Annotated in this window: 21 protein-coding genes; 8 read left to right on the top strand and 13 right to left on the bottom strand. The window is 39.2% G+C overall.

What is annotated here, in order from left to right; genetic code table 11:
* Nucleotides 1-190: 190 nt before the first annotated feature.
* From AC07VK_RS01280 to AC07VK_RS01265, 4 genes are all read left to right on the top strand, one after another.
* Nucleotides 191-1,213: a FecR family protein gene (locus AC07VK_RS01280; protein WP_492957781.1), complete on the top strand. Its 1,023-nt coding sequence runs from the start codon at nt 191-193 to the stop codon at nt 1,211-1,213.
* 170 nt (nt 1,214-1,383) lie between these two features.
* The gene (locus AC07VK_RS01275) at nt 1,384-4,644 is read left to right on the top strand and encodes a TonB-dependent receptor (protein ID WP_492957779.1); all 3,261 of its coding nucleotides are present in this window, start codon (nt 1,384-1,386) and stop codon (nt 4,642-4,644) included.
* Nucleotides 4,645-5,023: 379 nt separating this feature from the next.
* The gene (locus AC07VK_RS01270; RefSeq protein ID WP_492957777.1) at nt 5,024-6,334 is read left to right on the top strand and encodes a beta-helix domain-containing protein; all 1,311 of its coding nucleotides are present in this window, start codon (nt 5,024-5,026) and stop codon (nt 6,332-6,334) included.
* A 95-nt stretch (nt 6,335-6,429) separates the two neighbouring features.
* Nucleotides 6,430-7,524, top strand: coding sequence for a hypothetical protein (locus AC07VK_RS01265; protein WP_492957775.1), 1,095 nt, complete (start codon nt 6,430-6,432; stop codon nt 7,522-7,524).
* Nucleotides 7,525-8,052: 528 nt separating this feature from the next.
* Here the strand turns inward: AC07VK_RS01265 and AC07VK_RS01260 are convergent.
* Nucleotides 8,053-8,385 (bottom strand): hypothetical protein, encoded by a 333-nt coding sequence (locus AC07VK_RS01260; protein ID WP_492957773.1) that lies wholly within the window; start codon nt 8,383-8,385, stop codon nt 8,053-8,055.
* A 289-nt stretch (nt 8,386-8,674) separates the two neighbouring features.
* Here AC07VK_RS01260 and AC07VK_RS01255 point away from each other — a divergent pair, with 289 nt between their 5' ends.
* From AC07VK_RS01255 to AC07VK_RS01245, 3 genes are all read left to right on the top strand, one after another.
* The gene (locus tag AC07VK_RS01255) at nt 8,675-9,358 is read left to right on the top strand and encodes a hypothetical protein (protein ID WP_492957771.1); all 684 of its coding nucleotides are present in this window, start codon (nt 8,675-8,677) and stop codon (nt 9,356-9,358) included.
* A 12-nt stretch (nt 9,359-9,370) separates the two neighbouring features.
* Nucleotides 9,371-10,102 (top strand): hypothetical protein, encoded by a 732-nt coding sequence (locus AC07VK_RS01250; protein WP_492957769.1) that lies wholly within the window; start codon nt 9,371-9,373, stop codon nt 10,100-10,102.
* Nucleotides 10,103-10,390: 288 nt separating this feature from the next.
* Nucleotides 10,391-10,993 (top strand): hypothetical protein, encoded by a 603-nt coding sequence (locus tag AC07VK_RS01245; RefSeq protein WP_492955566.1) that lies wholly within the window; start codon nt 10,391-10,393, stop codon nt 10,991-10,993.
* Nucleotides 10,994-11,034: 41 nt separating this feature from the next.
* Here AC07VK_RS01245 and AC07VK_RS01240 read toward each other — a convergent pair whose 3' ends face one another.
* The 10 genes from AC07VK_RS01240 to spt all read right to left on the bottom strand — a co-directional run bounded on the left by AC07VK_RS01240 (nt 11,035) and on the right by spt (nt 22,209).
* On the bottom strand, nt 11,035-11,976 hold the full coding sequence (locus AC07VK_RS01240; protein ID WP_492957767.1) for a phosphatase PAP2 family protein: 942 nt from the start codon (nt 11,974-11,976) through the stop codon (nt 11,035-11,037).
* Nucleotide 11,977: 1 nt separating this feature from the next.
* The gene (locus AC07VK_RS01235; protein ID WP_492955568.1) at nt 11,978-12,598 is read right to left on the bottom strand and encodes a sterol desaturase family protein; all 621 of its coding nucleotides are present in this window, start codon (nt 12,596-12,598) and stop codon (nt 11,978-11,980) included.
* 278 nt (nt 12,599-12,876) lie between these two features.
* Complete coding sequence (locus AC07VK_RS01230) at nt 12,877-14,166, bottom strand: DUF4833 domain-containing protein (protein WP_492957765.1); 1,290 nt, start codon at nt 14,164-14,166, stop codon at nt 12,877-12,879.
* A gap of 10 nt (nt 14,167-14,176) precedes the next feature.
* A complete protein-coding gene (locus AC07VK_RS01225) occupies nt 14,177-16,720 on the bottom strand; it encodes a DUF5686 and carboxypeptidase-like regulatory domain-containing protein (RefSeq protein WP_492957763.1) in 2,544 nt (847 codons plus the stop codon).
* Entirely contained in the window at nt 16,721-17,098 is a 378-nt protein-coding gene (locus AC07VK_RS01220; RefSeq protein ID WP_492957761.1) for a GtrA family protein, read from the bottom strand.
* A gap of 2 nt (nt 17,099-17,100) precedes the next feature.
* Nucleotides 17,101-17,556 carry a phosphatidylglycerophosphatase A family protein gene (locus AC07VK_RS01215; protein WP_230144963.1) on the bottom strand — a complete coding sequence of 152 codons (456 nt, stop codon included), beginning with the start codon at nt 17,554-17,556 and terminating at the stop codon, nt 17,101-17,103.
* Nucleotides 17,556-18,881, bottom strand: a complete 1,326-nt coding sequence (locus AC07VK_RS01210) for an inositol-3-phosphate synthase (protein ID WP_492955572.1) — start codon at nt 18,879-18,881, stop codon at nt 17,556-17,558. The genes AC07VK_RS01215 and AC07VK_RS01210 overlap by 1 nt, the downstream gene beginning before the upstream one ends.
* An 18-nt stretch (nt 18,882-18,899) precedes the next feature.
* Nucleotides 18,900-19,889: an NAD-dependent epimerase/dehydratase family protein gene (locus AC07VK_RS01205; protein ID WP_492957759.1), complete on the bottom strand. Its 990-nt coding sequence runs from the start codon at nt 19,887-19,889 to the stop codon at nt 18,900-18,902.
* Nucleotides 19,886-21,007 (bottom strand): hypothetical protein, encoded by a 1,122-nt coding sequence (locus AC07VK_RS01200; RefSeq protein WP_492957757.1) that lies wholly within the window; start codon nt 21,005-21,007, stop codon nt 19,886-19,888. The genes AC07VK_RS01205 and AC07VK_RS01200 overlap by 4 nt, the downstream gene beginning before the upstream one ends.
* Nucleotides 21,004-22,209 (bottom strand): serine palmitoyltransferase, encoded by a 1,206-nt coding sequence (spt, locus tag AC07VK_RS01195; protein ID WP_492955575.1) that lies wholly within the window; start codon nt 22,207-22,209, stop codon nt 21,004-21,006. Before spt ends, AC07VK_RS01200 begins: the two co-directional genes overlap by 4 nt.
* Before the next feature lie 542 nt (nt 22,210-22,751).
* On the opposite strand from spt, the gene AC07VK_RS01190 reads away from it, so the two are divergent.
* Complete coding sequence (locus tag AC07VK_RS01190) at nt 22,752-23,648, top strand: helix-turn-helix domain-containing protein (RefSeq protein ID WP_492955576.1); 897 nt, start codon at nt 22,752-22,754, stop codon at nt 23,646-23,648.
* Nucleotides 23,649-24,458: 810 nt separating this feature from the next.
* On the opposite strand, the gene AC07VK_RS01185 is transcribed toward AC07VK_RS01190, so the two are convergent.
* Nucleotides 24,459-25,538 (bottom strand): phytase, encoded by a 1,080-nt coding sequence (locus AC07VK_RS01185; RefSeq protein WP_492955577.1) that lies wholly within the window; start codon nt 25,536-25,538, stop codon nt 24,459-24,461.
* A 1-nt stretch (nt 25,539) separates the two neighbouring features.
* Entirely contained in the window at nt 25,540-26,799 is a 1,260-nt protein-coding gene (locus AC07VK_RS01180; RefSeq protein ID WP_492955578.1) for a right-handed parallel beta-helix repeat-containing protein, read from the bottom strand.
* Nucleotides 26,800-26,801: the final 2 nt, after the last annotated feature.

Here is a 26,801-nt window from a genome sequence, read left to right as displayed (position 1 = left end):
TTGCAAGTAAGACCCTGAAATAAATTCAGGGTGACGAATCAAGAATTAGTTACTGCAAATTGATCATTGGTTATTAATTCCATTTTCCCTCCTCCACTATTTCTTAAAAAAATTTCATTCTCTATAGCTGTATCCAGGGTTTCGTGCATATATACAGTAGTGCGCAGCATAAAAGCTTACAAACATTAAAGTGAAAGAAAACATTAAAATATTATTTGAACAATACTTGGCAGGTAAAACCGATCCGGAGCAAGAAAAAATCCTGATGGCGTACCTGGCCGACCCAGCGAACGCCGATAGTGAATTTCATGGCGTAATGGAAAGGGCCTGGACAAAACAAACAAGTGAAACCGATTACTCATTAACCGCTGTTCAGGGACTAGCCCAGATATGGGATAAAGTTGAAGAACGCCAGCCAAAAAGCAGATCACTCTTCCCGCTATTAAAATATGCCGCTGCAATTGTGGTCATCATTTCTGCATCACTTGGATGGTATACTTATAAGAAAACACAACAACCTTTACAAACGGCCATTGCTTTTTTAAGTAAAACCACTCAAAAAGGTGAAAAAGTGAAGTTGATTTTACCTGATAGTTCTATCGTATACCTTGGTGCCGGAAGTAAGCTTACCTGGCCATCGCACTTTGTGAAAGGCAGTTTAAGAAATATACAGCTCGATGGAGAAGCTTTTTTTGAAGTAAAACGCGATACCACCAGTCCTTTTATTGTACACAGCGGGCAAATGCAGACACAGGTTTTGGGAACCTCGTTTAATATCTATGCTTACCCGAAAGATGGAACCTTTAGTGTTGCCGTGCGAACTGGTAAAGTAAAAGTTTCGGAGAACAGCCAGGGTAAATTAAAAGAACTTTCGCTACTTACTCCTGGCATGAAAATATTGTATCATTTAAAGGAGCATAATTATACGGTACGCACTGAACGGGTAACAGAAGTAAATGCCTGGATCAAAAACAGCTTCGCTTTTAAAGATGTAACGCTGTCAAATATGCTCAAATCATTGGAAAGATATTACAATGTACACATTGAGCTAAAGCGCAATAAACTTAGTCAATGCAGGTTTAACGCCACTTTTTCGAACAAAAGCATCACCAATGTAATGGAAGAGCTGCATGTGATGAGTGGGAAACACCTGAAATACAAAATAGATGCAGGTACTAAAAAAATTACCGTATGGGGGGAGGGCTGCCAATGATAGGTTAGCTTATACTTAATGGCGCAGTATACAGGCGCAACATTACCGGATTTATACCTATGAAAAATAAATTAAACCGCTTAACACAAACAAGGAGCCGGATTGCTCGAACAATCCAGCTCCTAAACAAAAGTTTTTAACCCGTGAGAATTAAAAAACATCTTGAACCTATGAAAATAGGATTTTATGAATATATAAAAGAATATATTATCAATTTCAATTACAGACCGGCCGCATTTATGCTGATGCTGTGCACCCTTTTGTTTAATCAGGCAATAGCAAGAAACTTTGAGCAAACACCAGGAGAAAGTGGCGTAAGCATTAAGATAGCTGAAATGAGCATCTCTGATGCCCTTAGTCTTTTAGAAGAAAAAGCAGGCCTGTCGATCAATTACAATAGATCGATTTTTAGCCAGAATAACAAGATAAGCCTCGAAGTGAAAGACATGCCACTTGAGCTGATCCTCAAAAAAATACTTTCAGGAACCAGGGTAGCCTACAGATTTGCCGATACCAATACCATATTGCTTTACAAACTTCCTGATCCGGTAAAACCTGGGCGCATATCAGGAAAAATACTTGATGAAAAAGGTGAAACCCTTCCTGGCGCCTCCATTAAGGTTGTCCAAACCGGTAAAGCCACGCAAACCGCCAGCGATGGAAGTTATACTTTAAGCATTGAACCAGGCACTTACACGGTAGAGATTAGTTATATTTCTTTTGTTACCCAGCGCGTTAGCGAGGTAAATGTAAAGGCTGATAAAAATACACCATTAAACGTTTCGTTAAAACCCGATGCTAAAGGCCTACAGGATGTGACTGTAACCGCCAGCTATAAAAAAGCTTCGGTTGAAGGATTACTGGCCCGCCAGAAAAATGCATCTGAAATTAGCAACGGAATTAGTGCCGATCAAATTGCCAGAACACCAGATAAAAATATCGGTGAAAGTTTGAAACGCATTAGTGGGGTAAATACCGTAGACAATAAGTTTGTTATTGTAAGGGGTATTGGCGAACGATACAATTCGGCCCAGCTGGATGGCGTTTTGCTTCCAAGTGCCGAGGCACAAACGCGTAATTTCTCATTTGATCTTATCCCCTCCAGCTTGGTTGATAATGTTGTGGTGAGTAAAACCGCCACGCCTGATATGAATGCCAGTTTTGGTGGCGGGCTGATCCAGATTAACACCAAAGATATCCCTGCCGAAAATTTTATGAGCTTTACAGCAGGTACTTCATATAACGATCAAAGTACAGGCAAAGATTTTTTAAGCCGTAAACGTGGTAAATATGATTATTTTGGTTTTGATGATGGCAGAAGGGATTTTCCTGAGGGTTTGCAGCACACAAATCGTGGTGTAGAGCCTAACATTAATTTAACTGATGCCGCTTACAACAAAATGGTTGAAGACCAAAGTAAAAAATTTACGAATGATAATTTTACCATTTATAAATATAAAACGGCTCCTTCCCAAAATTATCAGTTTACCATTGGCCGCTTACTAGGGCTTGATACGGCCAAACAGAATAAACTGGGTTTCACAGGCTCGCTTACTTACAGAAATACACAAAACATTAACCAGATTGATAATGTACGCCGGGGCGACTGGGAGTACAGGTATAATAATAACGGAAATAAATACCTGTTCAACACCACGTTAGGCGCATTATTCAACATTGGTTTACAACTGGGGCAAAACCGCTTAAGCCTGCGCAACACTTATACCCATTTATATAATAATGAACTGGTAAGAACTATTGGTTATGATAATAATGATGGATCTACCTTGGTAGGAACAGGCTTTCCACCAAACCGCATACAGGAAATAGACGACCCTACATTTACCGATCTTTTACAAAATAAATTAAGCGGCCAGCACCAGCTGGGTAAAGTAAAGCTAGAATGGAATGCGGCACGAACAGCCATTGAAAGAAAAGAAAAAGACATGGGCATAGCTACCAGTATGCCTAAACTTATTGGCAAAGAATACCTGTACTATTATATTACCTCACAATTAATAGAGGGAAATATACTTCCAACCTCACGCCACGATTACAGCAACAGCGAACGGCACTATTCGTGGAGTTTAGATGCATCTACCCCATTTAAACTTTCAGGCACACGGAATACGGTAAAGACCGGCTATTTCGGCATCAATAAAAAAGCGGGTTTCGGCTGGCAAATTGCAAGTTTGGTTAATAACCCAAACATAGCCGACAGCTTAAGATATATCCCTATAAGCGAAATGGTAAACCCTGCAAATTTTAATATCAACAGCTATACTTATGCTATAAACCCTTGGACATTAAAAAATGATGGTTACGAAGGTTATAGTAATACGCACGCAGGTTATGTAATGCTTGATGACCGGTTGACGGAAAAAGTTCGATTAGTATGGGGCTTAAGGGCCGAGTACTTTAAGTACACAGAAGTAAGAAACGAAACTAATGTTAAAGGTGGTGGCACCGAATTTAAATTACCTGCAGAAAAAAAATGGCAATGGTTACCTTCCGCAAACCTTACCTATAGCCCAACTAACCAAATTAATTTGAGGGTAGCCACATCCGCAACTGTAATCAGGCCCGAACTGATGGATAACAGCCAGTTTTTCAGGTACGATCCTAATCTGGGTGCGCAGTTTAGCAACAGGGGCTTGGCGAGCACCAGAATCAACAATTACGATTTTAAGGCAGAATGGTTTCCGGGCTTGGGCGAGGTGATATCGGCAGGGGCTTTTTTTAAAAAATTTGATAAACCTACCGAACTCAATTTTGACAGTAGTAATGGAAATATATATTACTTTCTTAGAAATGCAGACAATGCTAAAGTATATGGTTTAGAGTTTGAATTAAGAAAAAACCTGGGATTTATTGCCAATCATCAAATATTAACCAACATCACGTTATATGGCAATTTGACGCTTCAAAAATCAAACGTAACCGGCACCTACCAAATAAAAAATCCTAATGGCCCTAATCTTCCTGATATTTTACTTCCACTTAATCAGAAAAGGCCTATGTATGGACAGGCACCGTACCTGGTTAATTTTGGCTTGCAATACACCGGTGATGCTTTAGGTTTTAATATCGCCTACAACAAATCAGGATATAAAACCTATATCGTGAGTTCGAGTTTCAACCAGATAGAATACGAGCAGGCCCGCGCGCAAATAGATGCGCAATTGAGCTATAAGTTTTTAAAAAAACGATTGGAGCTTAAAGTTAACGCAGCAAACCTGCTCAACAAAGCATCAACATTTTATATAAACAGTGCCAGTTATGAAAGAAAAACCGACTATAAGGTGGGCGACGGCGACCTCGATATACAACTTAAACCAGGCTTTAGCGATAAATATGATGAGGGCGATATGATTATGTACAGGCAAAAGTTTGGCCGCACCTACAGCACTTCCCTCACCTACAATTTTTAAACGACCATGAAAAACAACAGCAATAACTTTACACTATTTAAAAAGAAAGGAGGAAGATACTTTCCTGTATAGCCATAAAAAAAACGAAAGGTTGTACCAGAACCCTCCGTTTAAACCGATCATTTCTAGTGGAACGGCAAATCAGGATAAACCCAAAATATTTTAAAAACCTTACTGTTAAAAACCAAGGGTGCTAACAGTTTTGCTTAGCTATCGATAAGAAATACTAAGATAAAAAAAACATTCAATTTAGATACAAATAGGCTTTTATTTCCTTAAAAAATAATGGATTAACTGGTCTCGCATCTAAATACTGCAAAAAATCAACCTAAAAACATGGATCATACCTATAAGATCCTATGAAAAACAAAAAACGAAAATGAAAAATTTCAAAAAATTAATCGGTCTTTTATCAATTGTGGCTGTTTCTTTTACAGCTTGTAAAAAAAATGAAGGTGGTTCTGATTCATTTGGTAACCGCAGCACTTCGGCAGCAGATTATTCACAGTCATCATTGCCAGTAGTGCCAGTTAGTGGAGACATTACCAGCTCTGTTACCTGGACTGCAGGAAATGTGTATGAATTAAGTGGTGTGGTAACGGTTAGAAATGGCGCAACCTTAACCATCCAGGCTGGCACTTATATTAAAGCATCGGCAAATACGCCAGGTGTACAAAATGGTGTATTGGTTGTTTCAAAAGATGGTAACATCAGTGCAGTAGGTACAGCAGAAAATCCAATTGTATTTACCAGCCGTCGTTTATTAGATGGTGATGCCAGCACAACTGGTACACCTGGCGATTTTGGTGGTGTAATTATTTTAGGTAATGCAAAAATCAATGTTTTAAATCCGAGCGGTAAATTAATCGAAGGTTTAGCCAACGAGGATAAATTCTACTATGGAGGTTCAAATAACGAAGATAACCGTGGTACTTTCCAATATGTGCGTATTGAGTATGCTGGTTTCCAGTTGGCACCAAACGTAGAGGTTAATGGTTTAACTTTAGGTGGTGTGGGTAGTGGTACTACTATCGATCACGTACAGGTTTCTTATGGTTTAGATGATGGATTCGAATTTTTCGGCGGAACAGTTAGCCCTAGCAATTTAATTGCTTTAGCATCTGATGATGATCAGTTCGATTTTGACAACGGTTTTACCGGAACATTAACTGATGCAGTAGCCATTGCCGATAAAAATGCTACACACAGCACAAGCGGAGGCAACAGCGATTCTAACGGTATCGAATCTGACAACAATGCCCCTGCTGAAGATGCAACCTTTAGCTTAACACCTAAAACACACCCAACTTTGATCAATGTTAGCATCTTCGGAACTGAAAACACCAGTGGTATCGCAGGTTTAGGTTACCGTAATGGTATCCGCGAGCGCAGAGGTTCGGAGGTTGAATTAATTGATGTAATTGTATCTGGTTACAACACAGGTATAGCTTTCGATGCAGATGCCCCGGCAGGTGTTTCAACCATTAGCACTACTTCAGTTCACGGTTTCGTTAACTCAATCACTACAGCATCTGGCACTTACGTTGATGGCGGCGGTAACTCATTGGTTGTTAATGCAACTAACGCAAGCGCTTTTGGTGTTAGCCAACCATGGTACAACACACCAGGTTCTCCAGCTACTGTTACGCTACCAAGTTGGGCAGCTACGTGGTCAAAACTTGTATTCTAATTTTTTCTCTCTTAAAAAAGGTGGCCGTACCCCAAAGGGTACAGCCCCTTTTTTATAAAAACAGACAGCTGTTTTTAAATGTAATTACCCTTTATATGAAACTAAAAATTTTTACCTTTTTTTTTCTTTCTGCTATTGTAGTCTTAAGTTTATCTTGTCGCAAAGCAGAACTTCTTCAACCGGAACCAGCTAAAGTTATTCAGCTAAACATTTCCGGAGCAACCAATGTTGAACTGGAATACCTGTATAGAGACAGTATTATAGCTACTCCTCCAGCAGGTGGTATTAGTTTAAAAACCCTGCTTAGCGTAAAAGATCAGGATAACGTATTAAAGGTCAGAAAAAAGGGTGCTTCTGAAATATTACTCACCAGAACGATTACGGCCACTCCATTTGATCAGAACATCAGTATTTTTTATGATGGGACCAAAATATACAACAATGCCATTTCATTAGAGATTAAGGGCTATGCCTTATCTGGCGAACTCGAATTCTTATTAGATGGAAACATAATTTCTTCAGAAACCGGAAAAGTAAATAAATTGCTGTCTATACTGATCGACAAAGGCACCACAAGGGAAATCCAGATCCGTAAGAAAGGAGAAACAGCCATTCTGCTTGCCAAAACAATCGAATCTACCATCCCAAAGCAGAATATCGGTTACTTATTTGATGGCACTAAAATAGTGGATAACGTAAAACTCGATCCTCCGAAGAATCCTACCAATATGATGGTGAGCGCTAAATTTGAAACCTCATTTCCAAATCAGTTCAAAAATGTAGATGTCGATCTTATTTTTTACACCAGGCTTAAAACCGCATCGAACACTACAGTTGGAACCAAGGTAATGCCCGAACTCCGGTTTACGCTCCCGAAAAATGGTTCTTTTAATTCGATAGAATTGCCTCCTTTACCAGGGTCTGATTATATATATAGTTTCGATATCCTTGAAAAAGAGACCAATAACGCTCCTTACAACCCTACCAGTCCCCTGGTACCAAGTGGATTTACACTTAAACCCAACGAAGGTAGAATTACTTCAGCCTTTGCCAGCGATGGATTTAATTTTCAGGCAGGAACATCTAAATTATTTTTAATTACCGATGCCAAGACAACAGTTACTTCCCCTACAAGGTCTATCTATGTGTCTGGCGGAAAATTAACAGATCTTTCACAATATTTTCAATAGGATTTATATTTATTGTATAGAAAATGGGGAAAACCAGGCAATTGCAGCGGGTATTCCCTTTTTCTTTTATTATAATTCTTACTATTGGCAATCACCATTGAACTGGTAACACGATTTAACCCAGCAACTGATTAACTTATTGGAATACTTAAAAACCGGTAGAAGCAATACTGATGTTACACGAATAGATTTTAATGGCTGATCTGATGTGATTTCCTTCCAAGTACCCAGCGGTTACGCATGCAGCGGTAACACCTATAACGTTTCATAGGTAACCAGAACAACAGGGTTTTCATCATAAATGTCCGTGGAATTCTCTCCAGATCCGATTTATCACCCTTTCCACATGGGCATACACCTTGAAAATGATCCTTGCCGATTGATTCGATTGCTGCTGTCATGACATAAAAAATTGAAAACTTATATTAACCCTATAGATAACCAAAAATACAGCGCTAATGTTAATATAAAATAACCTGTTCAATACCAAAACAGGTTTATCCCATGAGTATCAGCGAATGTTCGCAGTTATTTCCTGATCTTTCTATAAAGCCTGGCTATTTTTTTAGCATCTTTTTTAAATGTTTCGAGATAATCTTCTATTTCTTTCTTCGATAATGTTTCGATCTTCGCTTTAACCGCATGCTTAAAACTACCTACTGCAAGTAGCTGGTTTTTACTGTCACGAAATTTAACGTTCGGGAAAAGTTCTGAAATATGACGTTTATTTCTTTCCCTGATTTCGCTCAGTTTAGTAAAAGATTTTGAGTTTGTATCGCAATTTAAATCTGTGAGCGAATCGTAATAATCATAATCGTTAATGTAATTGATCACGCTGAGGGTAACAATATTCGAATCCATATTTACTTTTGTTTCAGTTAAATATAACTGTTTGTGTTTAAAATACACAGCGCTGTTTAAAATATGTAACGCAGCAAACAAATCTGGTTCAGCAATTAATTAGGCCGCAAAAATCTAAACCGAAGTGTTTTTTTGCCTGCTGATTACTGCATAGGCAATACCTGCACAGACTTATTCACAGTGTTCATCTTAAAATAATCCGAACTTTTTAACTCATTTGATGTTAGATATTTAGCTATAGTAATCAAATTAACGGGACTAATAATTTGTAAACCTTAATCCCCACAATATGAAATTATTCCGATGCACGCTAATTCTATCACTTACACTGGTTATCCAGCAGCTAAGAGCACAAAACGACAGCAGTTTTGTTAGTCTTTTGAATAAAAAATCGGTTCAGTTAAATGTGGGTACACAAGGTATTGGCGCCGAATTTATTTATGGGGTATTGCCAGAACTTGCTGTAAGAGGAGGCCTTAACTTTATCCCAATTAAAGCAAATGATGTATTCAAAATTTCAGGGTTTAATTCCACATCCAATGTTGCAGCCGATTTTTACAGCATTCATGCTTTTGCAGATTATGTACCGTTTAAAAATGCTGCATGGTTTCGTATGGTTGGCGGCTTTTCGTACTTTTTTAAAGCTAAAGGCAACTTAAGGGTAATTCCATCTGATGATTATAAATATGGCGACTTGGTACTCACAGAAGACCAAATCGGTTATGTAGACCTTTCAGTTGATTGGGAAGGCCTTGCACCCTACCTCGGCGTAGCTTTTGCGCACACCTTCCCCCGCAAAAAATTTAACATTAATGTAGATGTAGGCACTCATTACCTCAGCAAGCCACAGGCAAAAATAGTAGGTACAGGTTTATTGGAAGGCAATTCATCTCAAACCTCCCAACTACAAAACAACATAAAAGATTATCGCTGGCTCCCAACTGTTCAAATCAATTTTAATTTTAAACTGTAAAAATTTAAGATCATGTTTAGAATAAATACAATGTGTATGGTACTGATAATGTGTATCTTTTCTGCCTGCAAAAAGCCTACTGAAAATATAAAAATTGTAATCGATACTGATGTAATAAAGTACACAGCAATGATAAATGTTACTGATGGGCAAGATGGGAACCCTGCTCCTGCAAATTCAACCATCACCATATCCGGTAATGCCGCCAGCAATATTTATGAACTTTCAGGTAAAAAGAATATCCAGTTAAGTGCCGGCATGGTTACGATAGGCCTGCACCCGAGTATTGCTCCCGCAGCAGATCAGCCGATTAGCATTATTGCTGAAATTAATGCTCCAGGATATAACAAAGAATCCAGACAGATCACCTTCACTGCGGAAAAGAAACAACAGGTGGTTAACATCCAATTAACCCGAACAGGCTCGACTGCGCCGCCAGTAGTTACGCCACCACCTCCGGTTTATAATAATGTTTCTTTAACATTTACCGGCCGATGCCCAAACCGAACGGATGTAGAGATCAGGCCAAGCGTTTATGTTTACTTTCGCGCTGCAGGCAGCAATGCAGCCTTTCAATACCTGGGCTATATGGATAAAGGAAATATTAGTACAAATTTGTTGGCACAAAATGCAAGCTATGATTTCCAGATCGTTTTTGGCGGTGAAACCTATAAGGTAAATCAAAAAATAGATCAAACGGCTTATAATTTAACCATAGATATGCCAGCAGCCTGCAATTTCTAAATGCAGAGTGCTTATCAATTGAATAACATAAACAAAAAACTATATTTTTAAATTTTGAAATATTCGTACTTTTTAACCAATTTTTAGGACTTATAGACCTTTTTTAGCAATGGTTCTTGAGCGAAATTTGTAGTCTAACTTATCGGCAGAATCATGTTTATTGATTTTTCTAGCTGATGACAAATACAAATTCAATAAAAAATGGTCAGTCCCACTATCTCATCAAGCCCAAGCGGTCTAAAAACTGCTATTATCCGATTTCTTATTTATGGTTTAATAATCGTTTTATTGTCTGAATTTCTGAAGTGGAATGTGCAGCATGAAGCAGGAAGTAATAAATTCAGTGAACAATCAATTGTAGAATATGTGCAGAGCTTGCTGCTACTATTAAGCGCCCTTACTTACCTTTATATTTCATTTAAACATAAATCGTCATTCCCACTTGCTTTTGCCTTATTTAGCTTCACAATGGCATCTCTCATCAGAGAGCAAGACGCTTTTCTTGATGAACATGTTTATGATGGAGCATGGCAAACCGGCGCTTTTGGTTTACTTTTTCTTGCAATTATTATTATATACAGAAATAAAGGACTCTTTTTTTCTAACCTAAACGGTTTTGTAAACAAATTTTCCTTTGGGATACTATTATCTGGAATTTTAACTACTTATATTTTCGCACGTTTATATGGTAGAAAAGTATTTTGGATGGCCGTTATGGAAAGTCAATATAGCCGTGATGTGAAGAATGTATCAGAAGAATCGCTCGAACTTTTTGGTTATACACTCATCCTAATCGCCAGCGTAGAATTTTACCTGCTTGCGAAGGCAAAAAGCAACTGCCAGGCTTTAACCATGCGTAACAGCCAAACACCACTTAACCTTTCGGCATAAAATTATATACTGAAATATCGTACCTGATCAATGCTGGTTGTTTAATTACTAATGGCGTTGATCAGTTTTTTCCCAAAGTGCTTCAAAGCTGTATTGCGCATTAAATAATTGAAAGAAATAATACCTACTATGGCGCAGCTTAATCCGGCTAATACATCAAGCGTGTAATGATGACTGGTATAAATAGCCGAAAACCAGATTCCAATCATTACGATAGCAAAAAAAATGTTGATCTTACCCAAGCGGTTTTTTAAGCCATAATAAACAACAATAACAGGATACGAAGAATGTAAAGATGGCATAGCCGCAAATACATTAGAACCTTTGCTGTATATACCATGAAAAAGTGTAATGTTAAAATAATGGTCAAACCGGGCCAATCCAGCGGTATTACCAGCAGTTTTCGCGATAAACCCGAAGCCATGTTCCTGCACATACCATGGTGGTGCAGCCGGGAAAGCATAGTACAACACAAAGCCTAACAAATTTACCCATACAAAGGTGAGCGAGAAACGGACAAACTGTTCCTTATTCTTAAAAAAAAGATAAGTAGCAAATGCCAGCGGAACAGGTACCCACATCAGGTAGAAAAACCCGGTCAATACATCTAAAAATGAAGTACTGTTTATTTTCCAATACTCGTTAGGTGTAAGTATTAAGCCATGGTAATTAATGCCGAAAGTATTTTTTTCGAGTTCATATAAATCTTCAATATGTACCGTATTAAAAAGGTAGTTCGGAAATGCTTTCATGTAATCAAACAGTATCCAGTAGACAATAAAGATTGAAAAGCCGAGGATAAACTGCCTGGTTCCCCTGGAGATATAAAACAAAGCATTAAAAATAAAAATCAGCACCAGCTGATCGGTTTTAAAGCCGACCAGCAGTACCGATAACAATAGATATCCAACAGATATAGCAACTGTTAGATAAATATTCCGAAGATTATAAAAACTGTTTTTAAGCAATACTTCTTGCTGCATGTTATTTTTTATCAAAATTAGACCTAAAAATATGGTCCCAAAAAGTCCAGCTTACCCCATAACCCTTGGTCGAATCGGAATAGTGGTGAAGCATATGATGCTGTTTTAACCGTTTCCAAAAGCCGCTTTTAAAATTGGCATGGTGAAGCGCGTAATGTACCATGTCGTAAAAAAGATAACCGATCATAAAACCCGAGAAAAATGGATAAACCACGGTATCGGGCAATAACCAATCGAAGAGAAAGTAAAACCCCAGAGCCATCGGAATACTGGCCGAAGGTGGCATCACCAGCCTTTTGGCATCGTTAGGGTAATCGTGGTGTACACCATGAAAAATAAAATGGATTTTCTTGCCCCATTCCACATCTGGCTCAAAATGGAAAACATAGCGGTGCAGGATGTATTCGGTAATGGTCCAGATGGCCAGTCCCAACAAAAACCAGCCTGCAAAATTTAAAACGGGCATTTCGATTTGCCAAAGCGCTTTCCAAAAAAGAAAGGCAATAACCGGTACATAAACAATCAACGGTACATAAAACCTAACTTTTGATAGGCTTTCTAAAAAGTCATTTTTAAACATCCTGATGGATGCGGTCGAATTTGAAACAAAATTCTTTTTCATTGGTAATATTTTTAACTGGTCTTCGACTCGGCACATGTAATCGTCATCCTGAACTTGTTTCAGGATCTTTTCCTCAAACAATTTATCATTCTCAACGTAGTGGGTCTTCGACTCCGCTCAGACAGACAAATCGATATAGAAAAGTCGTCATTGCGAGGAGGAACGACGAAGCAATCTTTCATGCTTATGAGCCCTGCTGTAAAGATTGCTTCGTCGGCTGAAAAAGCCTTCTCGCAATGACGAACTTTGTGAGGACGCCACCCGCATTACGCCCTCCGTCAGACCTTAATCCTTTCAACTAACACTTTTGAAGGCTCCGAAACATCAAAACCTTTTATTTCTACATATTTTACATTCGGAAACCAAAAGGTCCCGCCCTCAATCCGAAGGAAAATCCGTTCTAGCTGCATTTTTTTATTGTTGATCGTAGCAAAAACATGGTATTTTTTATCTGCGCCAGATTTATTTAAATACATCGGCAGTTTTTTATGCGAGGTAAACCGCAGTTCGAACTGACCGTTACCCAGACTTTTGCTGATGATGCCATATGCAAATTTCCGCTGGATATAACTCAGCTCTTTCTTTTCGCCTTTATCTCCGTAGCGCATCCAAAAAACATTTACAGGCTGTTCTTTATTTACTTCGCCATGTTTATCTACATTTAACTGGCAGATAATGGTATTGGTATTCGGATCGCGCTGTAAATAAAACAGCTGATTAGGGATATCTTTCGGTGTTGGAAAAGCAATCGGAGAAGGATCTGATCCTTGCGCATTTGCGTTAAAGGACAGTACTCCGGTTAAACTTCCCATTAATACCAAACCCGCAATTAATGCAGCCTTGTTATTTCCTTTTCGCTCATTAAGCTCTTGCGCTTCGAGCCCTTTTTTGGCTTCCTGTAACCTTTTAACAGCCGTAATATTGGTTAATACCGCCATTAGTGTTATGGGCATGGTAAAAATCGACATCGTTTCGAAAACATGGAATGAAATGCCTGGCAAGTAAACTTTGTAATCGCCACCAATAAAATGCCCCGCAATACCACAGGCTATGGCAAAAACGCCAATGGTTACTACCCTTTCCGGCCTTTGCATTAAACCGCCTTTACACTCCACGCCTAATCCCTCGGCTCTTGCACGGGTATAACTCACCATCATCGAGCCGATCAATGCAATAAAGGCAAATAGCGAACTTAAGAAATAATGATGTGCAACCAGGTAATAACAGATGCCCAAAAACATGATCATTTCGCTATAACGATCGAGTACCGAATCGTACAAAGCACCAAACTTCGAACTCATGTTTCCCAATCGCGCCACCTGCCCATCGAGCATATCGAACAGGCCTGCAAAAAGCACCAGTGCCCCTCCCCAGCCGATGTATGACATATCGCCACGGTTAGATTTTTCGGCACCGAGCACAAAAATTACGGCTACGCCAATATTCAGGATCAGACCAATGGTAGTTACCGCATTAGGTGTTAAACCGATTTTAATCAAACCCTTTACAAAAGGATTGATCACTTTATATATGCCTTGTTGCAGGCTGTCCCTTAGATTTTTTTCCATAGCTTATTTCTTAAAAATCAAATTTTACCCTCGCCCTTATTCCCCACTCCGAAACTTCCGGATTATTGAGGTAGTTGAACCGTTTCACCACGTCGACCCTCAATAATTTAAAGATATTGCCTACACCAACACTACCTTCCATGTACGGCTCATTACCCAATGCATAAGTTCTTTGGGCACCATTTTCGTAAACCGGAAGGCGGTATAATCCTGTTTGAAAATTCGGATTATTTTCGTTCCGCAAACCACCATATAGGGCTTTGAACGACACCACTTCCCTCAATTTTAATTTTTTGATCAATGGCACTTTATTAAAAAAGAAGCCATTAAAATTATGATCGATATTGATGCTCACATAATGGTCGCTCACAAATTCGAGGAAGTTCATCAGGTTGTAAGAGTTGAGCTGATAAGCATAGGTTTGGTTGGCGCGATGTATATCTAATAAAGGAAAAGGCACTTTACCGGCAATATAACCACCCTCGAAAGTCACATCACTATACCCCAACTGCGATAAATAAAAGCGTTTATCGATACTGCCCATGATGTTATGATAATTGTATTCGCCACCAAAAACCCCTTTTAAACCTGCGGTATAACGCAAATTAAATACCGGATAACGGTCGGCAATGGGCACTCGGTATATTTTGCCCTGATAAAATTTCTCGTTTGGCGCATACCTCAACTGTAGAGAAAGTTCGCTGGTGCTTAACCTGTTTACCAACTGATTATTTGAATTTACGTAGTTAAGTCCGCCAGCTGGCGTTTGGCTCCATTTTTTAAAGCCTAGATTGTACGAAAAGTGATTTTCGAATTCTCTAACATAATCCAAACGGTAAAAATCGTTGTACAACAGCATGTCGTTTACTCCGCGTTTAAACGAGAGCAGGAAATTGTCTTCCTGCACAAACTGAAGTTCTTGTCCGGGTATTTTAGTATCGCGTTGAAAACTTGCCCTGATATAATTCTGTGGGAATTCGTAGATCGATTTATTGTTTATCGAATAAGTTCCGGAAAGGAAAAATTTCCATTTCTCATCTTTAATCCCATAGGCCAAATAATTTTCGAAATAATAACGTTTACTAAGCTCAGGTGTTGTTCGGCCACCAACCCGCAGCCTTAAACCTTCTACATTGTTAAAGCTATAAAATGTATTTACCGGGCCAATTTCATAGGGACCTAAATTCTGATAACCTGCAAACAAGAGGGTAACAATTTTCATAGTGCGCTTAAAAGATGGCAGATTTTGCAGGGTATCTATATTGCCATAAATCTTCAGCTGGTTCTTCGAAATGGTATCCAGTCTGTTTTTCTCCCAGAATTTATCATCTTTTTTTGCTGCATCGGCCATCACTACTGTACTTTTCCCTTGAAAAATAGTATCAGGCAACACCGTATCGAACTGGTAATTCTTATAGGTAACGGTACGTTCGCCGGTAAAACCTATGCCTTTGGTTTTGCCAATACCGAAATCGGCCAACAGATTACTTTTACTTAAACTATATTTGCCTTTGTTGTTGGCTTCGAAATTGAGATCGACTTTTAGTGCACGTACAAAATTGAGGTTAATGTTTTTATTTACCCCAAATGAAGCCCCTGTAACAGCATAATGGCTATCATTGGTTACATAAATCTTTCCTTCGAACAACATATCGTTTGTATTTCGGGGGGTAAACGACAGCTCAATAACCTGAGGTTTTTGATTCTTTAACGTATCGGTAATAAAAAACTTATAAAAAGCCGGTGCACCATCTGCAATCGGGCTTAAAAATTCGTTACTGATTACAGAAATGTTGTTTTTATAAATATCAATATCCTGGTACATCCTATCGAAATAAGTTTTCATTCCTTTATTGTCGATGTACCTGCTATCGAAGTTTACCTGTTTCTCGGCAAGAACAACATTTTTATTTTTTTCAGGATCTTTACTGAGGTAATGATCAGATAATTGTTCCTGAATATATACAGGTAGGAGATTTTTTCCGCCAATTAAGGTCGAATCCTGCTCCTGAAACAAAAACTGATAGTTTCTGAACATCTTTTTGTTCTTAAACTTATCTGACACATTGCTCAACGAAAACAACATCTTTTCATACTGCCTAAAAGACACCGTATTGTAACTCTTAATCCGGTTTTCATCTTTGTGTGCGATTACCTGGCGGATCAATTCTACCGCCGGATTATCTTTATTGCGGTATTTTACTTTTTTTCCGCCCACAATAACCACTTCATCCAGTGCTCTTGAATCGGGTACTAAGGAAATATTAAGTTCTTGAGTTGCAGAAGCTACAATATTCTTAAAAACTGTACGATAGCCCACATAATTAAAAGTAATTTCGTTTTGAGCATCAGGAGAAACCAATGTGTACTTTCCGTTTACATCAGTCTGTATGCCTATTTTCGTATCTTTAAAGAAAACGGAAACATTTGGCAATGTTTCTTTGGTAACCGCATCGCGCACGATGCCAGATACCACTGTTCTTTGGCCAAAAGCATTTACCTGCAAAATAAAACTGAGCACCAAGAGGAGAAAAAATGAATAGATCGGTTTCATTTAACTTGAAAAAATAAACTGCTTTTGCATGATATAATTGTAGCTTAACCCAGTTATAACTGAACTAAGCACTTTAGCGAGAACATAATTGAGGTTAAAATAATGGGTGAGCATAAACACACCTGCGGTTACGATAATCAGATTGCCTGACCATACCAAAATATATTTCAATATCTGCCAATTAATGGCTTTAGATTCACTTTCGAAAACCCATTTACGGTTCACATAAAAATTAACTGCTCCACCTGCAACCGTACCCGTAACACTTGCTGCCAGATACCACCAGCCCAAAATATTTACGGCAAAAATGGTCACACCAAAATCTGTTGCCGAGGCCACTAGGGATGACGCCTGCGCTTTTAGATAAGTGAACATCATGGTTAAAACAGTGCTAAAACAACAACCAGTTGCAGTATAACATTTGCATAAATACCGGCCAATACATCATCAGCCATTACACCCCAACCACCTGGCAATTCTTCGAGTTTTCGGATGTAAAGCGGCTTAAGGATATCAAAAAACCTAAAAAGAATAAGCCCTATTAAGGTGTATTCCCATTTTAAAGGCACAAACAATAGGGTGATGCACATTCCGGCCACTTCATCAATCACCACCCTACCGTGGTCTTTTCCCCAAATCTCTTCCACCCGATCGGCACTCATTACCCCCAAAATCACGATGAGCATAGTGAAAAGTACCGGCCATAAATAAGGGTTGGTATAAGGGCTCTGGAAAAGATGCCAGCAGATGCAGGTTGCTATTGCAGCATAAGTACCTGCGCCCTTGCCGATATACCCGATTCCCAGAGCCGTTGAAAGAAATTTGTGGATAAACACTATACCGTTTCTATCAGTTCTTCTTCATAATCCTGACCTAAATGGGTGATCAATTCTTCGCCCATGATGTAACGTAAGGTATTCTGAAGTTTCATTAACTGTTTAAAAATATCGTTTTCTGCAGGTACACCTGGAATCGTTTGTGGCGATTTCAGGTAGAATGACAACCATTCCTGAATGCCCGATAGGTTTGCACGCTTAGCAAGATCGATAAACAAAGCAAGATCCAATACAATCGGTGCGGCTAAAATCGAATCGCGGCAAAGGAAATTGATTTTGATCTGCATTTTATAACCTAACCAACCGAAAATATCGATGTTATCCCAGCTTTCTTTGTTATCACCGTGAGGCGGATAATAGTTGATCCTGATTTTGTGGTACATATCTCCGTATAAATCAGGGTTAACTTCTGGTTTAAAGATATCTTCCAGTACGCCCAGTTTAGATACTTCTTTGGTTTTAAAGTTATCAGGGTCATCCAATACCAAACCATCGCGGTTACCTAAAATATTATCAGAAAACCAACCGTTTACACCTAACGAACGTGCCGCCAAACCAGGAGCTAAAATGGTTTTCATTAATGTTTGACCAGTTTTAAAATCTTTGCCGGCGATTGGGGTATTGGTTTCTTTAGCCAGCTCGATCAATGCAGGAATATCTACCGTTAAGTTTGGCGCGCCATTAGCAAACGGAATACCTAATTTTAATGCAGCATAAGCATAGATCATACTTGGCGCAATACGCAAATCGTTGTCTCTTAAGCCTTGCTCAAACGCAGCCAGCGATTCGTGAACTTCCGATGCTTCGAAATAAATTTCGGTAGAACCACACCAAACCAATACTATACGGTCGCAATTGTTTTCTGCTTTGAAGTTTTTAATATCTTCCATTACGGCTAAAGCCAGTTCGTAACGGTTATCGATATCTTTTACATATTTGCCATCCAGGTTTTTTACATAATTTCTATCGAAAGCAGCGCGCATCGGTTTGATGGCCTGCAATTCTTCACGCACATCGCGCAGTAAGTTAGCATCCAGTACACGGGCATTCATTGCCGCTTCGTAAACGTTATCTTCGTACACATCCCAGCCACCGAAAACTAAGTCTTCCAAACCCGCTAGCGGCACAAAATCCTTAATTTTTGGTTCTTTTTTTTCTGTTCTTTTTCCCAAACGGATGGTACCCATCTGTGTTAACGAACCGATAGGTTTTGATATCCCTTTTTTTATTGCTGCAACTCCGGCAATCATGGTTGTTGCTACAGCACCTAATCCTGGCATTAATATTCCCAGCTTGCCTTCAGCTGCTTTTACTTCTTGTTTCATTCTATTTTATTTAAAATCTTATAACCAATTGTTTTTACGGTACCAGTGTATGGTTTCAGTGAGTCCTTGTTCCAACCCGAATTGAGGCACAAAACCAAAGTCGTTCTGAATATTTTTAATGTCGCAGCCCCAATTCAGAGCGGTGAGTTCTTTTATCTTATCTACATTTAAGGCCGGGACCTTATTAAACAGTCCATACAACCTTTCCATCGACCAGGCAAGGCTTTTAATCATTTGCACAGGTAAATTCACGGTCACTGTTTTTTTGTTTAAAGCCTTACGCACATGGGCAGCCAGCGCAGAACGGTTATAAACTACCCCATCAGAAATGTTGTAACTTTTGCCAACCACATCAGATGCGAGTGCCTTTACGATGATATTGGCCAAATCGGTGGCGTATACAAAGCTTAGTTCCTGTTCCTGTTTGCCGATATACAGCTCCAGCCCTGCTTTAATCGTTTTAATTAATATAAAAATATCTTTCTCCCTTGGCCCATACACTGCTGTGGGCCTAAAGGTGATCAGGGGCAGATTCGGAATCTGGGCCAAGTATGTCTCGGCAAGTGCCTTGCTGATCCCATAATTGGTTACCGGATTTGAGCCCCCGTTATCAGTTAGTTTTTCATTCTTTTGCGTTAAAGGCCCAAGCGCAGCCAAACTGCTGATAAATACAAATTTCTTTAGGCTATGTGCCGATTTTGAAGCCGCTAAAGCCAGGTTCCGGGTATAAATGGCGTTTACCTGATTGTAATCATCGAGTTTTTTGGCCTTGGTTACTGCAGCCGCATGCACGATATAGTCGTATTTTTTTTCTTCTATATTTTCTTTTAACTGGTAAATTGAAGAAAAATCAAGATTCACGTAATTGATCGGAAAATCTTTAAGATGCGCTGCAGTAGCCGATTGACGTACATTTGCATACACTTCGAGATCATTCGCCAAAGCAGATTTAATCAGGTGATACCCTACAAATCCTGTCGCTCCTGTAATCAACACCCGCTTTTTCATATCGCTTTCTCTAAAATCCTGTATTTACGATATAGTTTTCCACCAATATCTTCAATAGGTTTATTGATCAGATCGTTATGATCTAAAGTCCAGCTGGCCTCCGCATATTTCATGTTTTTAGCCTTGAAATGTTTAATGATACGGCCATAAAGACAAGCTTCAATCCCCATTTTACGGTAACCATCTACCACGCCAAGCAACAAAATACGGATGCCATCAATTTTCTTTTTATTGGCCAAAAGCTTGATTAAACCTGTTGGAAACAACCTACCGCGTTTAATTTTGATCAGGATCTGATTGATATCGGGAATGGCCAATGCAAAACCCACAATCTTGCCGTGCTGCTCGGCCAGGATACAAAACTCAGGGTCTAGGATCAGTTTTAAGTCATTTGCCGTATAGTCAAACTCTTTATCCGTCATCGGTACAAAACCAAGGTTTTTATCCCATGCTTTGTTGTATACCTCCCTCACCGCATTACACTCCTCCTTGAATTTTTTCATGTTGATTTTACGCAGCACGATATCGTTACGGAGTAGCCGTTCTTCTATCCTATCCAGCAGTTTAACCGATCTTTCGCTATAGTTGCCCGCGGTGTAGCGGTAGGCCCTTAAATCGACATTTTTCTGGAAGCCGGTCTGCTCTAAAAGCGACAGATAATATGGCGCATTATAAGGCATCATGGCTACAGGCGGCCCGTCGAAACCTTCAATCAGTAATCCGCATACTTCATTGGTCGAAAAATTTACCGGACCTAAAACTTTTGTCAGCCCTCTTTCCGATAACCAATTCTGTGCTCCATTTAAAAGTTGCAAGGCAGCCTTCACATCGTTTATACAATCGAAAAAACCAAAGAAACCGTCATGTCCGCCGTAAACCTTATTGTGGTTTCTATTGTTAATTGCTGCAATGCGCCCAACTACTTTACCTTCGTCGTACAGCAAAAAAAGCTGTATTTCCGAATGCTCGTAAAAAGGATGTTTGCCCGGGGTAAGCAGATCACGCTGGGCAATAAAAAGTTCGGGCACGTAATTTACATCGCCAGCATATAATTCATGAGGAAAATCTACAAATGCCTTCAATGCTTTTTTACCGGAAACCTTTACCAGTTCTCTCATGATTGGCTTCCTACTAATTCTACATTAACAGCTTTAAAAGCAGCGCTTAGTCTTGCTATGGCCGATTCGATCTGATCGAAAGTATGTGTAGCCATTAAAGAAAACCTGATCAAAGATGAATCAGAAGGCACTGCAGGCGAAACAACTGGGTTTACAAATACCCCATTTTGCTGAAGGATATTCGTAATCATAAAGGTTTTGGTATTATCGCGAATATAAATGGGAATAATCGGACTGTTGCTGTGCCCGATGTCGAAACCAGCCTCAAGCAAAAGTTTTTTCGCATATTCTGTATTGGCCCAAAGTTTATCAATCCGTTCAGGCTCAGATTCAATAATATCTAATGCAGCAATTACACTGGCCACAGCAGAAGGCGGCATACTTGCACTGAACATCAGTGAGCGGGCACGGTGCTTGATATATTCGATGGTTTCGGTACTGCCCGCAATAAAACCACCTAACGAGGCCAGCGATTTACTAAAAGTACCCATAATGAGGTCTACATCTTCAGTAAGGTTAAAATGTGATGCTGTACCAGAGCCATTAAAACCAATTACCCCTAGGCTATGTGCATCATCCATCATAATATTTGCACCAAATTCATTGGCAATATTTACCATTTCAGGAAGATTAACCAAGTCGCCTTCCATGCTGAAAATCCCATCAGAAACAATCAGTTTAGCAGCATCTTCAGGTAATCTGCTTAGTTTTCGGCGCAGGTCCTGCATATCATTATGCGCATATTTAATGGTGCGCGAAAATGCCAAACGGCTTCCGTCGATAATTGAGGCATGATCGTACTCATCCAATAACAGATAATCGTTACGATCTAACAAACAGGATATTACCCCTAAGTTGACCTGAAAACCAGTACTAAAAAGCACTGCCGCTTCTTTGCCCACATATTCGGCCAAACGATTTTCCAATTCGAGGTGAATATCGAGCGAACCGTTCAAAAACCGCGATCCTGCGCAGCCGGTGCCATATTTTTCAATGGCTGCTTTTGCGGCTTCTTTTATTTTAGGATGATTGGTTAACCCTAAATAGGAATTTGAACCAAACATGAGTACCTTTTTTCCATTGATAACCACCTCGGTATCCTGGCCTGATTCTATCGACCTGAAATAAGGATATAATCCCTTTTCTTTTATCACCGCCGCATCCTTAAAAGAGGCAATTCTATCTTGTAATTTTTTACGCATGCTGAACACTTATATTCTTCAGTTTTTAAAACCCTGTTCTGAAAATTTAGCCTGCGCCTGAATGCTACTTGTAGAGATTAAAATCAACTAGGTAGATTAAGGCCGCATTAACCAAACGATTTGATAACACAATTTTAACGCGGAATTGAAGCCAAAAAAAGGTTCAAATGTGGGATATATTGGTCAAAATGTAGGATTGACGAAATGTGACATTCAGATGAATTGACCAATTGACATTCTGACTTTTATTATAAAATAGTAAAACGATAAAAAACACACAAAACAGCTCAACAAATAATATAAATTACTGTTTTTAAGTCAATTAAAATTTCATATTTATTAATCAAAAGATTGAAAATTAATCAGAAATTAGTCATTTTAAAAAAATATTCTTGCAAAATTGATCTCGAACATTACATTTGCGAGTACAAAATCCAACAGATAAAAGGGCGAAAAACTATCCGTAAAAGGGTGGCTAAAATTGTAGTGCAAAAGATGATCGAATCTGTTAAGAAATTATTAAAAAAACGCTGATCGATTTTATGCAACAAGAGTTACTCAATAAAACTTTTTCAGAAAAAAACCATGAGGAGGCACTTTCTTTAAATGATGGATTGATGGCAAAAATCCACCATAGCAGTGATCCTCATTATTGCAGTTCGGAACCTTTCCGCGTATCGAGTTATGCCTTAATTCTGATCACCAAAGGAAAGATGAACCTTCGGATAAATTTTGTAGAGCATGTATTAAATCAAAGAGATATTCTACTCATTTTTCCACATGCCGTTTATGAGATTAAGGATAACAGTGATGTTTCTTTCATCAGCATCCATTTTAATAAAAATTATTTAAAAACCAAGGGGATATTCTTTAATAGCGGAGAAGCTTACAGAATGTTCCAGAACGATCCTACTCATAAATTTTCATTATCAAAAGAAGAATATACATTCATTTACTATGACATGCTTGCGCTGCACAAAAAACTGAATGTACCTAAAGATACTCCTCAGATTAAAAACATTGTGCACAATAGCTTCCTGGAGCTGCTGTACGACCTCTTTTTGTTAAAGAATAAACAGAAAAATCCAATACCTTTTGCTCATGATAGCAAGACAGAACTCACCAATCGGTTTTTATCGTTGGTATCAGAAAACTTTAAGAAGGAAAAACGTGTAATTTATTATGCCAACTGTTTACGCATTACGCCAAGGCATTTATCACAGGTTGTTAAACAGGTAACCGATAGAACAGCGGGGGAAGTTATTGATGAAATGGTGATCAGGGAGGCAAAGTTATTGCTAACCAGCCATGTAATGAATATCTCGGAGGTAGCCTTGGAACTGCGTTTTAGCAACTCCTCTTTTTTTGGAAAGTATTTCAAAAAACAGACGGGAATTACGCCATCTGAGTATAAATTATCGAATAATATTGCGGTATAGATCAATCTCATCAGACTGCTAATTACCTTCGGTAAGCTCGCTTAAAGCTCGGTTTACTTCGTAGCTTTCCGTTTCACTACAGGTCAGGGTGACGATCAATCGGGGATAACGCTACCAGTCACCCTCCCAATATCATTAAGTTAAGCATAAGCGTTGTAAGTCTGAGGGATAATTTATTTTTTAAAATCAATATAAACGACGCATATCCTTTTTTGTCCAGAGGCTCATTCTTGCCTCGGCTCACCGCCGCCGAAAGGCTCTTTCTTTTTGGCATCAAAAAGAAACAAAAAATGCCGGCTGAAAATTTTTCTTTAAGAGCAAGTGGTATGGCTGGGTCAGCAGAATCCGAAAAATTTGTTAGGCCGGATTTAAGTGGAACGGGGATACGGTGCTGTGGCCTAGCTGGGTGGAAATGTATAGTATCGCAAATATCTTATTAGTAAGCAATTGCAAAATAACGTTTCCTCCTTAACTTAACGGCATTGGTTACCCACCTGCAACGGGGAGGGTTTTATTATGTCAATAAGTTAAGTATTCGCCATAAACCAAAATAATTTAACCACAGATAAAAAGGATGCGCATAGATATGGAAATCCGTGTTTATCTGTGTTTAAAACCTCTTAACTTAACGACATTGGCCACCAGCTTGTAATGGGCAGGGCTTTATTTCACCACCATAGAAGTACTATTTCTGCCTCCTAAACCTGATCGAAGCGAGATGCCGATTTCCTTCAAATTGGCAGAAGCGGGAGCAGGACTGAACCGCCCTAAATGCTCCTGCAATTGCTTTCCAAAAAACACATGTTAATGTTATGGATTTACACTAGTCAGTTTTTTACCTGCTAGATCTTCCCATTTATAAAAATGGAAGGTTTTATCATCGCTCATGGCCACCAGCAAACCGTGTTTAAAATCGTTATTTAAAGGAACTGAAACCACATCAATACCATCGGTTTGGTTGGCTGAATATTTAATGGTGGTTAACAATGCGTGTGGATGAGCAGTATTGGCTTTAGCCACCCGGTCATACACTTTTAGCTGCTTAGCACCCTGATCGGATACCAGGATATATCCCTTATTCCCTGAGGTTTTATAAATGGCAATGCCTTCGTTGTCGACAGCAAAATCGCCCTGCCCAAATAATGCCAGCTCTTTATTTCCTTTGGCTGGGTCTGCATAATACTTGCGTACACCTACCTGCTCATCGCAATAGTAAACGTATCCCAACTCATTATCAACGGCAATGGCTTCTATTTCCTTTTTGCCACTATACTGGCCGAATTTCCGCACCAAATCTGCTTTAACATTGCCTTTTCCATCATCGGTTAACAGGTACTGCCAAAGATAACCTCCGTTTTTAGGCCCCGTTTTACGACCAACAATTGCATAAATTTTTCCGCTTGGATCGGTATACATCGAAATCCCCATCAAATCGCGGTACTCTGCCCCTGTTTCGCCTGTAAAAACAGGAATCCCACCATTATCGATTGCTTTCATATCGGGAAGCGAAAATATCCGCAGTTTATGTGTATAACGTTCTGTGGTTACGGCAATATCTGTTTTTTTTCCAGCGAGTAACAAACCATAGGCAATATCAACATTATCTGGTCGCTTTAAACCCTTTACAGTTTTCGACTTGATGATTTTACCTTTCAGATCGAAAACGTATAAGCCGCCACTGCTATCTTTATCGGTACCGATCACCAAAGACTGTGCTGGATCATTCGGGTTTACCCAGATCGCAGGATCATCGGTATCAAAATCGACAGGATCAGATACGTATAAAGGTTTTACTACTGCACTACTTTCATTTTGTGTACCTCCATTACAAGAAATCGTAAGGCTTAAAACCGCAAAAGCGGCAAGTTTTAATATATTGTTATGTTTCATTTTATATTTTAGTTCCGTAGGCACCAACAAATGTTGATGGTGATGGTGAGCTATAGGTGATACCATTTTTCATTATAATTCCAGCCTGGTGATGGCGGGTAAAGTTAGTGATGCCCTTACCCAAAGCTGGTGAGTTGCCCTGCAGGTGAAAATCCCATGCGGTATTAAAATCGGCATTGGTAACCGCTGTATTTAAAGGATAATTCACAAATTTAGGGTCATTTGCTCCGGCAACATTGCTAATTACATCATTTTTACCGCCCACAATGTCGCCAGATGGCTGAAACTGATTTACGGTAGCCTGATCGAAACCATAATACCAGTTATTGCTGTAAGCAGAACGGTTATCTTCAGGCTTTTTTGGATCTCTTTTTACACCAAAACGGGTATTGGCGAAAAGATTATTATACAGATCGGCACGCACAGTACTTTCCAGCCAGATTGATCCGCCTTTTGCAGTTGGTCTTCTCCAGCCCGTATTCACCATCGTATTGTTGTAAGCAATAATATATGTTTGTGGCGTTTTATCTCCTGTATTAGATAATTTTAAGGCATTGGTATTGGTGCTATAAACCAAATTATAGGCTATATCAGCCAAACATCCCGACTTAAAGTTCATGGCTTCTCCTCCTGTTACACCTGTGGTATAAAACACATTATTGGCAAAAATGATTCTTCCACCTTCAATATAAGTACAATCTTCCTGAAAATTTCTGATGGTACTATTTTGAACCACCAATCTGCCCCTGGCATTGGCAAACCAAAGTGCAGGTAAACTTTCGCCTGCAACAGCCTTATACAGGCCCATTTTTACCGAAGTAGAAGCATCGGATGTTTTAGCACCGCCATATTCTAGAATGACGTGGTCAAGCACCAGTTCTTCGCATGTTGGACCAGCCAAAATACCGCCCCAGAGTTTACCAAACTTGGTTAATGGCGTTTTGTAAAAATCATTTACGGTAAATTTGATTGGATTTTCCGTGGTTCCTAAAGCGTACAAATTGCCTTTTATAATAATTTCTGGTTTGGCAACCGTATCCATCAGCACCGTTACTCCTTCTTCAATCGTTAGCGTTTTCCCTTCCGGAATTACGATATCGCCTTTAATTACCTGTGTACTGCCTTTAGCCCAAACTCCAGAAACCTCACCAATTGCCGAACCATCAACAGCGGTGGTATCTACATCTATATTGGCTTTCTCGCATCCTGCTAAGGCTAACACCATCAGGATCATCAACTTAAAAATCTGATTCGATTTCATGT

This window comes from Pedobacter sp. GW821-FHT01D05, assembly GCF_059422505.1.
Note: the sequence above shows the minus strand (reverse complement) of the source record. Positions and strands in the feature narration are given on the sequence as shown.

Coding starts and splice junctions, on each gene's coding strand:
- AC07VK_RS01275 (WP_492957779.1), top strand. CDS start 1,384: ATGAAAATAGGATTTTATGAATATATAAAAGAATATATTATCAATTTC.
- AC07VK_RS01270 (WP_492957777.1), top strand. CDS start 5,024: ATGAAAAATTTCAAAAAATTAATCGGTCTTTTATCAATTGTGGCTGTT.
- AC07VK_RS01265 (WP_492957775.1), top strand. CDS start 6,430: ATGAAACTAAAAATTTTTACCTTTTTTTTTCTTTCTGCTATTGTAGTC.
- AC07VK_RS01260 (WP_492957773.1), bottom strand. CDS start 8,385: ATGGATTCGAATATTGTTACCCTCAGCGTGATCAATTACATTAACGAT.
- AC07VK_RS01255 (WP_492957771.1), top strand. CDS start 8,675: ATGAAATTATTCCGATGCACGCTAATTCTATCACTTACACTGGTTATC.
- AC07VK_RS01250 (WP_492957769.1), top strand. CDS start 9,371: ATGTTTAGAATAAATACAATGTGTATGGTACTGATAATGTGTATCTTT.
- AC07VK_RS01240 (WP_492957767.1), bottom strand. CDS start 11,976: ATGCAGCAAGAAGTATTGCTTAAAAACAGTTTTTATAATCTTCGGAAT.
- AC07VK_RS01235 (WP_492955568.1), bottom strand. CDS start 12,598: ATGAAAAAGAATTTTGTTTCAAATTCGACCGCATCCATCAGGATGTTT.
- AC07VK_RS01230 (WP_492957765.1), bottom strand. CDS start 14,166: ATGGAAAAAAATCTAAGGGACAGCCTGCAACAAGGCATATATAAAGTG.
- AC07VK_RS01225 (WP_492957763.1), bottom strand. CDS start 16,720: ATGAAACCGATCTATTCATTTTTTCTCCTCTTGGTGCTCAGTTTTATT.
- AC07VK_RS01220 (WP_492957761.1), bottom strand. CDS start 17,098: ATGATGTTCACTTATCTAAAAGCGCAGGCGTCATCCCTAGTGGCCTCG.
- AC07VK_RS01210 (WP_492955572.1), bottom strand. CDS start 18,881: ATGAAACAAGAAGTAAAAGCAGCTGAAGGCAAGCTGGGAATATTAATG.
- AC07VK_RS01205 (WP_492957759.1), bottom strand. CDS start 19,889: ATGAAAAAGCGGGTGTTGATTACAGGAGCGACAGGATTTGTAGGGTAT.
- AC07VK_RS01200 (WP_492957757.1), bottom strand. CDS start 21,007: ATGAGAGAACTGGTAAAGGTTTCCGGTAAAAAAGCATTGAAGGCATTT.
- spt (WP_492955575.1), bottom strand. CDS start 22,209: ATGCGTAAAAAATTACAAGATAGAATTGCCTCTTTTAAGGATGCGGCG.
- AC07VK_RS01190 (WP_492955576.1), top strand. CDS start 22,752: ATGCAACAAGAGTTACTCAATAAAACTTTTTCAGAAAAAAACCATGAG.
- AC07VK_RS01185 (WP_492955577.1), bottom strand. CDS start 25,538: ATGAAACATAACAATATATTAAAACTTGCCGCTTTTGCGGTTTTAAGC.
- AC07VK_RS01180 (WP_492955578.1), bottom strand. CDS start 26,799: ATGAAATCGAATCAGATTTTTAAGTTGATGATCCTGATGGTGTTAGCC.